At 57.3% G+C, this 12721-nt stretch carries 10 protein-coding genes; 1 reads left to right on the top strand and 9 read right to left on the bottom strand.

From position 1 onward, the window contains the following. Nucleotides 1–4: 4 nt before the first annotated feature. From INF61_RS13330 to INF61_RS13290, 9 genes are all read right to left on the bottom strand, one after another. A complete protein-coding gene (locus tag INF61_RS13330; protein WP_015570500.1) occupies nucleotides 5–418 on the bottom strand; it encodes a hypothetical protein in 414 nt (137 codons plus the stop codon). Nucleotides 419–607: 189 nt separating this feature from the next. Then, nucleotides 608–2158 (bottom strand): methyl-accepting chemotaxis protein, encoded by a 1551-nt coding sequence (locus INF61_RS13325; RefSeq protein ID WP_017693401.1) that lies wholly within the window; start codon nucleotides 2156–2158, stop codon nucleotides 608–610. 110 nt (nucleotides 2159–2268) lie between these two features. Beyond that, nucleotides 2269–3270 carry a LacI family DNA-binding transcriptional regulator gene (locus INF61_RS13320; protein WP_193547823.1) on the bottom strand — a complete coding sequence of 334 codons (1002 nt, stop codon included), beginning with the start codon at nucleotides 3268–3270 and terminating at the stop codon, nucleotides 2269–2271. A 28-nt stretch (nucleotides 3271–3298) separates the two neighbouring features. Beyond that, the gene (locus tag INF61_RS13315) at nucleotides 3299–4705 is read right to left on the bottom strand and encodes a sucrose-6-phosphate hydrolase (RefSeq protein WP_063413298.1); all 1407 of its coding nucleotides are present in this window, start codon (nucleotides 4703–4705) and stop codon (nucleotides 3299–3301) included. After that, nucleotides 4705–6075: a sucrose-specific PTS transporter subunit IIBC gene (locus INF61_RS13310; RefSeq protein ID WP_017382323.1), complete on the bottom strand. Its 1371-nt coding sequence runs from the start codon at nucleotides 6073–6075 to the stop codon at nucleotides 4705–4707. Before INF61_RS13310 ends, INF61_RS13315 begins: the two co-directional genes overlap by 1 nt. A gap of 65 nt (nucleotides 6076–6140) precedes the next feature. Next, nucleotides 6141–7658: a carbohydrate porin gene (locus tag INF61_RS13305; protein ID WP_023303760.1), complete on the bottom strand. Its 1518-nt coding sequence runs from the start codon at nucleotides 7656–7658 to the stop codon at nucleotides 6141–6143. Between the two features lie 171 nt (nucleotides 7659–7829). Continuing rightward, complete coding sequence (locus INF61_RS13300; RefSeq protein WP_058689401.1) at nucleotides 7830–8726, bottom strand: aminoimidazole riboside kinase; 897 nt, start codon at nucleotides 8724–8726, stop codon at nucleotides 7830–7832. An 88-nt stretch (nucleotides 8727–8814) separates the two neighbouring features. Beyond that, on the bottom strand, nucleotides 8815–10026 hold the full coding sequence (locus tag INF61_RS13295) for a diguanylate phosphodiesterase (protein WP_193547822.1): 1212 nt from the start codon (nucleotides 10024–10026) through the stop codon (nucleotides 8815–8817). A gap of 87 nt (nucleotides 10027–10113) precedes the next feature. Beyond that, on the bottom strand, nucleotides 10114–11589 hold the full coding sequence (locus INF61_RS13290; RefSeq protein ID WP_128771612.1) for a carboxylesterase: 1476 nt from the start codon (nucleotides 11587–11589) through the stop codon (nucleotides 10114–10116). Nucleotides 11590–11856: 267 nt separating this feature from the next. Here INF61_RS13290 and INF61_RS13285 point away from each other — a divergent pair, with 267 nt between their 5' ends. Then, on the top strand, nucleotides 11857–12711 hold the full coding sequence (locus INF61_RS13285; protein ID WP_047719541.1) for a MurR/RpiR family transcriptional regulator: 855 nt from the start codon (nucleotides 11857–11859) through the stop codon (nucleotides 12709–12711). Nucleotides 12712–12721 lie beyond the last annotated feature (10 nt).

Raw genomic sequence — 12721 nt, 5'->3', positions numbered from 1 at the left:
TCGCTCACTCGGCTTCCGGCGCTTTTGCACCGTTATCATCTCGCTTTTCATCCCGGCCATCGTGCCACCGGCAATGACCGTGGCGCCCAAATCCCGCCCGACGCTGCTGAATGAAGGCCTCACGTTGTTCGGGGCTCATATTCATCCATTGTTCGTGCATACGGCGGTGTGCACCGAACATGCCCGGACGGAAACCCAGCCCACCGAAAAGAATGCGGCTCAGCAGCAGGATCCCCAGCGCCTGCCAGAAGCCAATGGCTTTAACCCCCAGGATGGCCGGGAGCAACGCGTTCCACAGGGACATGACCAGCAGGCCAAGCACCACGAACAGGACTGCGCCAATCACGATGCCCTTACCCATACGATGGCGGCCCAAACCACGCCCGTGACCTTTTCCGTGCATATCAAAATTTCTCATGTGTACCTCGTTTATGTTGAATGATTATGGTCTCTGATGAGGTAGACGGATGAGGAACAGAAATATTGCCGGGGAAAGATAAAATTTATGTCATAGCGGCTTTGTACGGATAACAGTAATGGCTGAAGGAGATTGTGCAGCGGCTACATGCAGACATTAAAAAGGCTCCCTCAGGAGCCTCTCTGAACATCACGCCGTAGCAGGCAAACTAAAGCTCGAGATACTCTGGGACAGCTGCTGCGCCTGCTCCTCCAGCGAGGCCGCGGCGGCGGCGGATTGCTGCACCAGCGCCGCGTTCTGCTGGGTCACACCGTCCATCTCCGTTACGGCCTGCCCAACCTGACCAATCCCGCGGCTCTGCTCTTCTGAGGCAACCGAAATCTGTTCCATCAGCGTATGCACTTTATTCACAGAGCTGATAATAGAATCAATCACCTCTCCCGAACGATTCACCAGTTGTGCACCGTTTTTCACGCTGGAAACAGACTGGGCGATAAGGCTTTCGATATCTTTCGCCGCCACCGCGCTTTTTTGTGCCAGGGTGCGCACTTCACTTGCTACCACGGCAAATCCTCGCCCCTGCGCGCCAGCACGCGCCGCTTCAACGGCCGCGTTTAGCGCCAGAATATTAGTCTGGAAAGCAATGCTGTTGATGACGCTGGTGATGTCTTCAATACGCTTCGAATTGGACGCGATAGTATTCATCGTTTCGATGACTTCACGGGTTACCGCTTCACCGGTATGGGCATTTTTCACGGCATCCTGCACCAGCTTACCGGCCTGGAAAACGTTGTCGGTGTTATTCGCCACCGTCGCGCTCAGCTCTTCCATGCTGGCGGCCGTCTGGGTCAGGGCCGAAGCCTGTTGCTCGGTACGGGAGGCCAGGTCGATATTGCCGGAGGCAATTTCCTGCGCCGCATGCGTCACAGTGTGGCTGGCATCGCGCACCTGAGAAATGGTGGAGAGCAGCGCCTGGCGCATCTGCTCCATCGAGGACATCAGGTGATCGATTTCATTCCCGGAATCACGCTTGATCGGTACCGGTACGTCCAGCTTCCCGGCCGCAATCTGGCGACAGTGCTCGCGCGCCAGGTTCACCGGCGCAAAGACCACGCGTTTCATCAGCAGGCTGACGGCGAAGATCACCACCACGAACAGCACCGCAATGCAGGCGATAATAACCAGACCCGACACGAAATTATGGCTCGCATCCTCGTTCAGCGTTTTGGCGTACTTCTGGTGAACGGAGAGAACCTGATCGAGCACAATTTCATATTGGCGATCGAGTTGAGACACCACGGGAATAAGAGCGTTGAACCGCGACACATCGTGAGCGGCGGCAGCGGCGATGAGAGGCGCCAGTCCCTGGTTACGGTAGTTTTGCCACGCCTCCTGGTAGGCAGTGACCAGCGGGGCTTCGTCCGGCAAACGCGGCGAGGCCATAAACGCCGAAAATGCACTATCGGCTTTGGTCAGCGCCTCTTTAACCGAGGCCAGTTTCGCAGACGGGTCGGTAGCGTCCCCCGCTTCCACCATTTTCACATACTCCATAACCCTGACCCGCAGGGTTCGGCTGTGGTTAATGGGATCAATAATGGACAGAACCACCTGAATTTCTTTGTTCACATTATCCAGCGAAGTATTACTTTTAATGATGAGCCCAACGCTGGTGATAGTGCTGGCCACAAAGAAGAAAAGCAGGGAAAACAGGATAATCAGGGATGATTTTTTCAACGACATAACACACCTCAGGGATATAATTTCCCTTTGGTTATCGGCTGAATCCAATCTTTAATTAATTAAAGTTATTGATGTCACCCTCAGACGTTACCCTGTCACTCTACGGCCTTTTATCGCCGTTGCAGGGTGGCATCCAGCTTACGCTGGATCGGCTCCGGCGTTTCCCCTTCAATCAGTTTGCCAATCAGATCAAAGCAGTGCCAGGCGAGCTGGCGGTTATCCTGACGAACGGTATCGACAGGAATGGTTAGAGAATCATAGAGATAGTGATCGTCAAAGCTGGCCAGACGCATATCGCTTTGCAGCAGATTATGTTGCCCCATATAGCGCAACACCCCTTCCAGCAGACCGCAGGCGGCGGTAAAAAGGGCTTTTGGCGGGCGGCCCAGGCGTGCGCAAAGCTCGGCAAACATTTCGTAGCCGGAGCTCGGATGGTAATTACCATGAATGATCCACTCCGGACGTAACTCGACGCCAGCGTCACGCAGCCCCTGCTTAAACCCTTCAAGACGGTCACGCGTCGGGGAAAGCCGCGGCTGACCGCCGAGGAAGTAGAACTCATCCGGATGCTGGCGCGCGATGTCGGCCACCAGTGTGGCGGTTGGGGTAATTGAATCGGTGAGAACCAGCGGCAGAGAACTGTCGTTCATATGACGGTCAAAGAGTACAACGGGCAACTGTTCGCTCAGCTTTTGATAGTCCGCGTCGTTGAGCATGCTGGAGGCGACAATCAGCCCGTCCACCTGGCGGGCCACCATGTTATTGACCACCACAGTCTCCTGGCCGGGATTTTCATCGCTACAGGAGATCAGCAGCTGAACACCCGCCTCGCGGCAGAGGGTCTCCAGCTCATGAGAAAAAACGGCAAACCCGTAGTTGGTGATTTCCGGCACCACCAGACCAATGGTGTGGCTGCGGTTGTCCCGCAGCGAACGGGCGTGAATGCTGGGCTGATAATGATGTTCTTTGGCAATCGCCAGCACACGCTCGCGTGTCTCCTCCGCCACCCGAAGCTCTTTGCTGCGGCCGTTCAGAACCAGGCTGGCGGTGGCTTTTGATACCCCCGCGAGCTCCGCGATATCTTTAATGGTGACGCGTTTTGTTTTTCTCACAACGACTTAGATCCGGCTGCCAAAACCTCTATTCTATCATGCAGCTGCGCAGCGACCAGTAGCGTAATGTGATATCGGACGCACCTTCGAAGCGTACCTGGGCCGGATGGTCAGGAAAATAGCGGCTGCTCATGACGCCTTCACCGTGATTGATGAAAATTTCGACGCTGGAACAGTCGCACAGCACGCGTAAATGATGAACATTGCCCTGCCAGTAGCGGGTCAGCGTGTCTGTGGTTTTCAGACTGGCGCGTTCCAGGCGGATCCCCTCATCATCCACAATCAGCCGCAACGCGCCGGCAAAATCCACGTTCACGCTCGATGCGCTCAGTTCGAACTCAAGACGCGCTCCCGCCAGCACCGGGGCATCGCTGGCGCGTCCCTGCCAGTGATGTTCATCCTCGCGCAGCGTTTCCAGCTCACGAACCGGGGTTTGCCAGAGCTTACCGTCGCGGTAGCGCAGCTCGCGAGGACAGGTCATCTGGTGGATCCAGCCGTGCGCCCGCGTAGGCTGGAGCATCTCTTCGCCGTCCGGCACGCCCATCCAGCCGATGAGGATGCGGCGGCCATCTTCTGCCACCGTGGTTTGCGGCGCGTAAAATTCGAAACCGGCGTCAAGCTCATGCAGCTCGCCGTGCGCAAATGCAGGCGTTTGATAATCAAATACCCCACGCATCCAGACGGCCGGATAGGTGTTGAGATAGCGATGCGGTTCGCGCGCCAGCCCCTGCGGGCAGCAGATCAAGACGTGTGTGCCATCAAGCTCAAACAGATCCGGGCACTCCCACATATAGCCCGCGTCCGTGAGTCCGTTGACGCCGTGACCGGCGATTTCGCCGCAGGACGCCCAGGTGTGTAAATCGGCTGACGTAAACAGCAGCACCTTGCCGCGCTGCTGTCGATCCTGCGCGCCGAGCACCATGTACCACAGCCCGTCATGCCACCATACTTTCGGATCGCGGACGTGCCCGGTGTACCCGTCCGGCAGGGGCAACACCGGTCCCAGTTTGGCAAACGTGCCATCGTCATTTTGCACCGCCAGACACTGCCAGGCGGTGCGGCCGCCATCGTCAAACTTAACGTTGCCGGTATAGCACAGGGTCAGCACGCCGTTGTTATCCACGGCGCTGCCGGAGTAACAGCCATTGCGGTCATACTCTTCGTCAGGCATCAGCGCCATTGGCTCGTGCTGCCAGTGCACCAGATCTGCTGAGCTCCAGTGCCCCCAACACTTGTAGCGATGATCGCAGCCCAGCGGGTTCCACTGATAAAACAGATGGTAGCGCCCGGCAAACCAGATAAACCCGTTCGGATCGTTCATCAGCCCTGTCACCGGTGCGGGATGCCACTGCGGATAGTGGCTGTCCGCCAGCGCACGCGGCTGGCCTTGCATAACGGCCTGCAACACGGCAGGCCAGCGGGAAGATAAGGTCATTATTCAGAGTCCGTTTTATATTTCAGCAGCAGAGAGACGGTGAACGCCACGCCAAAGGCAATCACCATGCCGATTATATAGTTGAGCAGCGAGCTGGCCTGGACAATCGCCATGCCGGGAAGCGCCGTCAGGCCAACGGCGGTCATGTAGACATGCACCGACACCACCCAGGCACCGCCCGCCGCACCACCGATCAGCGCCGCGATAAACGGCTTCACAAAACGCAGGTTGATGCCAAAAATTGCCGCTTCGGTGATGCCCAGCATCGCGGAAAACGCCGACGGTAAGGTAATGGCTTTGATTTTGGCATCGCGAGTTTTGAACCACACCGCCAGACACGCCCCGCCCTGCGCCACGTTCGCCATCGCCCAGATCGGCAGCAGGAAGTTAACGCCAATCGACGGATTACCCAGCAGTCCGGCCTCAATGGCGTGGAAGCTGTGGTGAATGCCGGTAATGACAATCACCGAATAGAGCCCACCAAACAGCAGCCCGGCCAGCCAGCCCGCGTGGGCAATCAGAGTGCTAAGAATGAAGGAGATCCCGTCGCCCAGCGCGCGTCCCGCCGGGCCAATAATCAACAGCGCAATGAAGCCGGAGATAATGACGGTCAGGAACGGCGTCAGGATCAGATCTAACGCATCCGGGATGGCCCGGCGCAGCTGTTTTTCCACAATGCTCATAAACCACACCGCCAGCAGCACCGGGAAGACGGTTCCCTGATAGCCAATCATGGCGATTTCAAGACCGAAGAAGTTCATGGTGTGGAAGCCGGACGCTACGCCCCAGGCGTTGGTCAGCGCCGGATGAGTCAGAATGCCGCCGAGCGTTGCCCCCAGATACGGGTTGCCGCCAAACTCCCGCGCGGCGGTGAAGCCAATCAGGATCGGCAGAATAATAAACGCCGCCGAGCTGCACATATCCAGCATGATATAGAGCGCGTTATCCGGATTAACCCAGCCGTAGGTTTTAACCATCCCCAGCAGGCCCATCAGCAGACCCGAGGCCACGATCGCCGGGATAATCGGCACGAAGATGTTGGAGAGCAGACGCGCGATACGCTGGAACGGGTTCAGCTTGCGGGCCGCAATATCCGCCGCTTCCGATTTACTGGACTCGCTAATCTCTGCCGCCTGAATAAACGCGGCGTAAACCTTATTCACCACCCCGGTGCCGAAGATCACCTGCATCTGCCCGGCGTTTCGAAAACAGCCTTTCACGCCTTCAACCTTGCCGATAGCCTGCTGGTCGGCAAGCGCATCATCGACCAGCACCAGACGAAGGCGCGTGGCGCAATGTGCCGCGCTGGCAATGTTCTCTTTGCCACCGAGCAGCGGAATAAGCTCGCGCGCAATATGATTAAAATCCATAGATACCTCTTCCTGACCTCTTTTATGGTGTTCGAAACGCCCCCGCGATGCGGGAGCGTGAAGGGTTAAAACCAGGTTTCCATCTGCACCCCAAAGTTCCATTCCCCGCCCGCGTTGAAGCCGCTGCTGCCAAAGGCATCATCGCTGGCGTAGTTATCCAGCTTGCTGCTCCAGTCCATCCAGGTGGCGAACAGGCGCAGCTCCGGACGGCTGAAGAAATCGCCAATTTTGCCCGCCTTTAACGTCGGGGCGAAGGTCAGCTTGTAGAAGCTACCGTTAACCGCATTGCGATCCTTGTAGCCTTCCGGGCTTAAATCCATGTACTGATAGCTGCCTTCGAACGCGAGGGCGAAATTCTGGGTCACCTCTTTGATCAGACGCGTATTGAGCGTGACCCACTCATAGCTGTCGCCCTTCACGTAGCGGTCCTTACTGCTTTGCGCCAGCACGGCGGGCGCAATGTGCCAGCCACCGCCCAGCGGCGTGACACCGTAACTTGCAAAACGCCAGGTATCGGCTTCTGACAGCAGCGCGCCGTCTGAACCAATGCTTTTCACCTCGGCGCCCAGACCGTGGCCGTAAAGCAGAGCCGTTTTGGCGGAACCTTCCCGCAGGCCGTAGAAGCTCTCGTTATGCAGACCAACCAGCGCATGTACCCCGTTATTGGCCGCGTCGGTTTTAATCGGATCGCCGTTGCTGTCCTTACGGTCGTCATTATCTTTTGCCCGTAAGCCGCTGACCATCATCTGCACCGGCCCGGCGAAGTGATTCATGCTGAGGATGTAGTTCTGAACGTTGTTGTCGATCTCCTCTTCGCTGCCGAAGTTACGGCCATAAAGGGAGAAGTTACTGCGCAGCGTATCGTTCCACTTCACGTCGTAGACGCCGCCGCCGGTCCCGGCGAGAAACACCACGTCGGAATCCAGCCAGTGAATGTCGAAGTTGTCGCGGTCAAAACGCTTACCCGCCCAGAAGGTACTGCCCTTCAGCGCACCGGTAAAGTCTGGCAAATTGCCCAGCTCGGCAAAGGCCTGACGAATGTTCAGGTCGCTGCTGTCTGCCGACCAGTCGTTATAGGTTTTCTGGCCGTCGGCCAGCATCGCCTTAAAGCGCGTCGTCGCACCATTCTCCAGCGTCTGTTTGTGCTCAACATTCAGCTCAACGTAGGTATCCGCTTCGTTCCCCAGACGCCCGATGGCCCCGCCCGTTTCCCCGGCGGGCGTCAGATAAGGGCCGCTTTTGCTGCTGGAGGCCGCGTCGTTCATCAGCAGGCCGGAACGGGCGTAACCGTGAAATTCAAAACCGCCTGTCCGGTCGGCTTTTTCTTCCAGCACCGTGGTACGTTGCGCCACCGCCTGTGTGGAGGTTTGCGCTTCCTGCTGCGCAGCCACCAGCTGCTGTGTTTTCTGTTCCGCTGCCGTGGCGCGCTTTTCAGCAACCTGCGCGCGGGTTTCCGCCTCCTGCAAACGCTGCTCCAGCGCCGCCAGGCGCGCTTCGATACGTGTCATATCCGTCTGGGCAAAAACAGAGGTACTCCCGGCCAGCATGCCTATCATCACGGCAAGTCTGCGTTTTTTATACATTTTGTCGCATCCCTAATAACTATCGGTGAAAGTGCTAAATTGCTAAACCGGTTTAGGCTGATGATACTAAACCGTTGAATTTTGGATCGGCAACGTTTTTTGCTAAACCGTTTTAGTAAGTGTGATCGAGGCGACAATTCAGGCCGCCGACCGGTGGCCTGGAGAGGTGAATTACAGTTCGTGATGATAAGGCAGCGCGGTCATTGCCCCTTTTGCGGTTGTCGCCAGCGCCCCACAGCGCTGCGCCAGCGTGATGACCTCTGAAAGACGGGCCTGGCCATCACGAGCCAGACCGAACAGCAGCCCGGCGACGAAAGCATCCCCCGCGCCGGTGGTATCAATGCATTCCACGGGTGATGCAGGATAGTGCGTCAACGCGCCTTTCTGCCAGGCGGTTACGCCCTCTTTTCCCTGCGTCACCAGCACCAGCCTGGCCGGACAGGTGCGCATCAGCGCCGCCAGCCCCTCATGGACCTGCGCATTTCCGGTTAAGAACGCCAGCTCTTCCAACGAAATTTTCACCACATCTGCACAGGCTAATGCCCGCTCAAGACACTGACGCAGCTCGACTTCATCATGCCAGAGATCGGCGCGGATATTGGGGTCAAAGCTGACAAATCCCCCCGCCAGTCTGATAGCGGACATCGCCTGAAACGTCGCGGAACGGCTGGGTTCGGCGCTGAGCGCGATAGAGCAGACGTGCAGCCACTCCCCGGCGCGGAATGGCGGGAGATCGGCAGAGTCGAGGAATAAATCAGCGCTCGGGCGAACCATAAAGGTAAAGGAACGTTCACCGTCGTTATCGAGATCCACCACCACCGTGGAGGTGCGATGCTGCGGGTCCAGGCGCAGCCATTCTGTATTAACCTGCTCATCCGCAAGCGTTTTTTGCATAAAACGCCCGAAGGGGTCGTCGCCCACCCGGCCTATAAAGGCGCTTCTGCCGCCCAGACGCGCAACCCCTACCGCGACATTGGCCGGTGCGCCGCCAGGACATTGCAGCAGTTTGCCCTCTCCGTCGGGCAACAGATCCACCACGGCATCGCCAAGTACCCAGATCGTCTCCATATCACCTTCTTAGCTAAATCATGTTAAACCGGTTTAGCTATTTAAGCACAGGCAAGGTGTCGGGGAAATATGGCGAGGGAAAATTTGCTTAACCCACCCGATGGGGCCAATGGATATCACCTACGCCATTGAGCTGCGGGCGGGCGAACAAAAAGCCCTGGAAGCGGCGAATACCGACGGATTCAAGCCAGCACCACTCTTCTATCTTCTCAATGCCTTCTGCGACCAGCGTAATCTCCAGATCGGTGCAGCAGCTGATTATCGACTTCACAATCGCCTGCTTGGGCCCGCTCAGGTGGATATCGCTGACGATCTCTCTGTCGATTTTGAGCTTATCCGGCTGAAACCGCGTGAGCAGTGAAAGACCAGCATAGCCGGAACCAAAATCATCTATCGCCAGCCCAACCCCTTCCGCGCGCAGCTGTTTAATGGCGCTGTTAAACTGGTTGAAGCCGGAAATCATCTCGCTCTCAGTGACTTCAATGACCACCTGCTCAGGCTGTAGATTGTGCTTTTTGATCTGCGTTACCAGGAACTCTACCGAGCCCGGCACGTTAACCAGCGACATTGGCAGCAGGTTCACCGCCAGTTTGTGGCTGCCGATGCCGAGCTTTTGCGCCAGCGCAAAGGTCCAGGCTTTGGTTTGCAGGTCGACTTCGTAAATCTGTTCACGATCGAGACTACGGAAGAAATGCTCCGGGCTGCCGCCGTCGTTTCCGCGTATAAGCGCTTCGAGAGAACTGATTTTGCCTTCGGACGGCTCGACAATGGGTTGCAGCGCAAACTGGCAGGGCTGTCCCGCCAGCAGACCTAACCCTTTACCAAACGGCGCGCGCTCTCGCGAAAGCGTCCATTTATCAGGCTCATAGTCCGAAGCGGGTGGGATAGCGGTTTTGCCGGTGATAAAGGTCTGAATAAATTTGAAGACCCGATCCTCAGAAGTCAGATAGCTTTCCAGCTTGCTGTAATGCAGAACCGACGCCAGAACCGCTTTCGGGGTCTGAACGTCCAGGTCAAACAGCAGCATTCCCACGTCTTCGAAACGTCTGCGCGGGCCGTAATCGCGCATCAGCTCCACCACGCCGGTATGCCGGTCATCCGCACGGATGGTGTTAAAAAGCGCGACGACGCGCTGTTCCGTGCCTTCGAGAATTTGCAGAACGTCACGTCCACGGGAGAGAAGAATGCTTGAGATGCCCTGCTCCGTATTACGGATCCTGGCCTGTTCAACCAGCGCGCTTAACGCTGCGGAGGTGCAGGTTAAGCTCAGCTGGCTTCGATAAATAAGAGTTGTCAGCACAGAAACGGGGTCCGGTATGGGGTATATGCCTGAACGGTACTGTTTAACACAGTTCCCCGGTGTGACCTAATCTATTCCACGTCGGGCTTAATTCTCCCCGATACGGCTGTCGATCCGCGTCTGCATATAATCGTAGAACGGATTCGACGTCACCCGCATCAGCGCATCTTTGCCGACGCTCAGAACCGATGTTTCTCCCCACAGGGCTATCGTCCCCAGGCTGATACCGTAGTGGTTTTTCACCTCAGGATAGCGGCCATACAGATCGTCATCAGGCGGGAACGGAATAGCAACATGCGACAGGGAATAAACCTCCTGCGGATACGCGACAGACAGCGGCATCACCGTTTCCCGGGTGCTACCCGCTGGCGTTGTCTTTGCCACCATATCAAACCTGTCGGGGCTGGCATTGGTCACAATTGTGACACTGTAACGCCTTTTTGCCTCGGGCAGCAGGTCAGCCACCGCCGTCCAGGATGATGGCCTGAACAGTGGACGGAAACTCCCGGCCTGGTTGATATCAAAAACTACCAGTTCGCTGCCGTTTGCCGGAAGCTGGTCAAACAGCCCGCTAACCACGGCGCGGGTACTGACCGTTGAATCCATGACCGACTGAAACGCCAGCACCGGCGGAAGCTGCGCCAGTTTGTGATCATGAACATCGCGGTTTATCTGCTCATGCAGCGCCTGGGTAAGCAGCCAGGACTGACGTGCTGCATTCACCGGGAACGAATTGTATTTATAAGGATTATATTCCGGCGAAATGTTGAGCCACGCGGCTTTGGCAAACGCCGGTAACATAGCCGGTAGCCCGGCGAATCCGGCAAAGCGCGCAAACGCCGTGACGCCAATCATCGGTGAGAGCAAAACGATCTGCTGAGGTTTACGCAGTTCAGGCGCATCAAGAGCGTCGAGGGCGTATTTCATCGCCAGCGCCCCGCCGTTGGAGTAGCCCACCAGATGCAGGGGGAGATCGTTCCCCGTCAGGCGTGTCGCTTCACGAACCGCAAGGCGCGATGCGGCCAGCCACGCCTCCCAGTCAACGTCTGTCAGGGCACCCGGCGCCGTGCCGTGTCCGGGCAAACGAGGCACTACGGCCACAAAGCCGTGCTGTTGATAATTCTCTGCCAGATGCCTGACGCTGTAGGGCGAGTCCGTCAGACCGTGCAGCAATACCACCGCCCCGCGCGGCTTTCCGGCAGGCATCAGCACGAACGACCGATTTGCATCCGGGGAAAAGTGTCCTGGCCACACCAGACTCTGGCGGTAATAACGGTTCAGCGGCGTGCGCTCTGCGGGTGTGACATTCGCCGTCACCTCAGCGTCGAGAGCGGTGAAGATGGCGTTTTCCCGCGCGACATACGCTGCGAAGGTCGCGTTATCCATCTCCTGCACGGACATTTCGTCAGCCCGCCAGGTGTGCCAGTGATGCAGAGCCGGCCCCTGCTGCGAAAGATAAACCCGCACCGCCAGCAGCACGAGCACAATGATCCCGATGACCATCGCTATTTTTTTTGCGAGAGCCATCAGGCGCACGCTGACCCGCCAGGGCAAATTAGCCATGTGAGGCTCCCTCCCTTATCCACAGAGCGTTCATCTTACCAAAAAATGTGAAGAGGCTGACGTATTCACCAAATAGATACCGCTCGTGCCGGACACTGCACCAAAAGTGAACTACGCTGCACAAATGTTGAGCATCTGTTAAACAAATATTGCATTAACTTTGCTGCACAGCGCGTTTTCGCCGCAATGTGAACATGGCACGCGTCCTGCATTGTTAATCCGGTAACAGAAACCCGGACTTTGACAGCCAGTTAACAGCGAGGCGGTATGACGACCAAACCTGAGGTGTTGAGCCGTATCGAAGCGACCTTTAGCCAGCTCACCCCGAGCGAAAAACGGGTGGCAAGCTGGATGCTGGCGCACGTCGGGCAGATCCCCTTTGAAACGGCAGAGAGCGTGGCGCTGGCCACGGCAACCAGCGGGATCACCGTCGGACGCTTTCTGCGCAAGCTGGGCTATCGCAACCTGGACGACGCCAAAAAAAGCCTGCGCAATCCCCACCAGCCCTGGGGCATTAACGAGCGTCTCGACTCCTGGAAGCAGCAACAGCCGCTGTCGGATCGCCTTCAGCACTCCCTGTCGCTGGAGGTGGACGCCATTGCCCATGTTTACCAGCTGGCGCAAAGCGAAACGTTCAGGCAGGTGGTCCAGCAACTTACCCATGCCGACGCCGTTTTCGTGCTGGGGATCCAGTCCACGCGCGGGATCGCCAATGCATTCTTCAGCCATCTGGAGTATCTGCGCCCGCGGGTGAGCTATTCCGAAGGGCTCTCCGGTAGCTGGGTGGAGTCGCTTAACTCCGGCTTTGCGAACCCGTATATCGTGCTGACGGATACCCGCGCCTACTCCGCCATTGCCCGCCAGTACTGCCGCGTGGCGAGCGAAAAAGGCCTGGCGATGGCGCTGATCACCGATATCTGGTGCCCGTGGGCTCGGGATTATCCGATTGATTTACTCCAGGTGAAGACCGATACCGGCCATTTCTGGGATTCGCTGGCGCCGGTGAGCTGTCTCTTCAACCTGCTGCTGTCGGGCGTTGTGGAGGCGCTGGGCGATGCGCTGCCGGAACGTCTGGCAATCAACCGACAACTACAGCAAGAGTTTGGTCAATTTGAACGCTAAAGGAGCGGAG

The sequence above is a fragment of the Enterobacter cloacae complex sp. P18RS genome, assembly GCF_014982105.1.
GTDB classification, from domain to species: domain Bacteria; phylum Pseudomonadota; class Gammaproteobacteria; order Enterobacterales; family Enterobacteriaceae; genus Enterobacter; species Enterobacter hormaechei_C.
The sequence above is the reverse complement of the archived record's forward strand: the minus strand, read 5'-3'. Positions and strand labels throughout refer to the sequence as shown.

Bases quoted from the DNA above. Each gene is read 5' to 3' on its own strand.
- INF61_RS13330 (WP_015570500.1), bottom strand. From the start codon at position 418: ATGAGAAATTTTGATATGCACGGAAAAGGTCACGGGCGTGGTTTGGGC.
- INF61_RS13325 (WP_017693401.1), bottom strand. From the start codon at position 2,158: ATGTCGTTGAAAAAATCATCCCTGATTATCCTGTTTTCCCTGCTTTTC.
- INF61_RS13315 (WP_063413298.1), bottom strand. From the start codon at position 4,705: ATGACCTTATCTTCCCGCTGGCCTGCCGTGTTGCAGGCCGTTATGCAA.
- INF61_RS13310 (WP_017382323.1), bottom strand. From the start codon at position 6,075: ATGGATTTTAATCATATTGCGCGCGAGCTTATTCCGCTGCTCGGTGGC.
- INF61_RS13305 (WP_023303760.1), bottom strand. From the start codon at position 7,658: ATGTATAAAAAACGCAGACTTGCCGTGATGATAGGCATGCTGGCCGGG.
- INF61_RS13300 (WP_058689401.1), bottom strand. From the start codon at position 8,726: ATGGAGACGATCTGGGTACTTGGCGATGCCGTGGTGGATCTGTTGCCC.
- INF61_RS13290 (WP_128771612.1), bottom strand. From the start codon at position 11,589: ATGGCTAATTTGCCCTGGCGGGTCAGCGTGCGCCTGATGGCTCTCGCA.
- INF61_RS13285 (WP_047719541.1), top strand. From the start codon at position 11,857: ATGACGACCAAACCTGAGGTGTTGAGCCGTATCGAAGCGACCTTTAGC.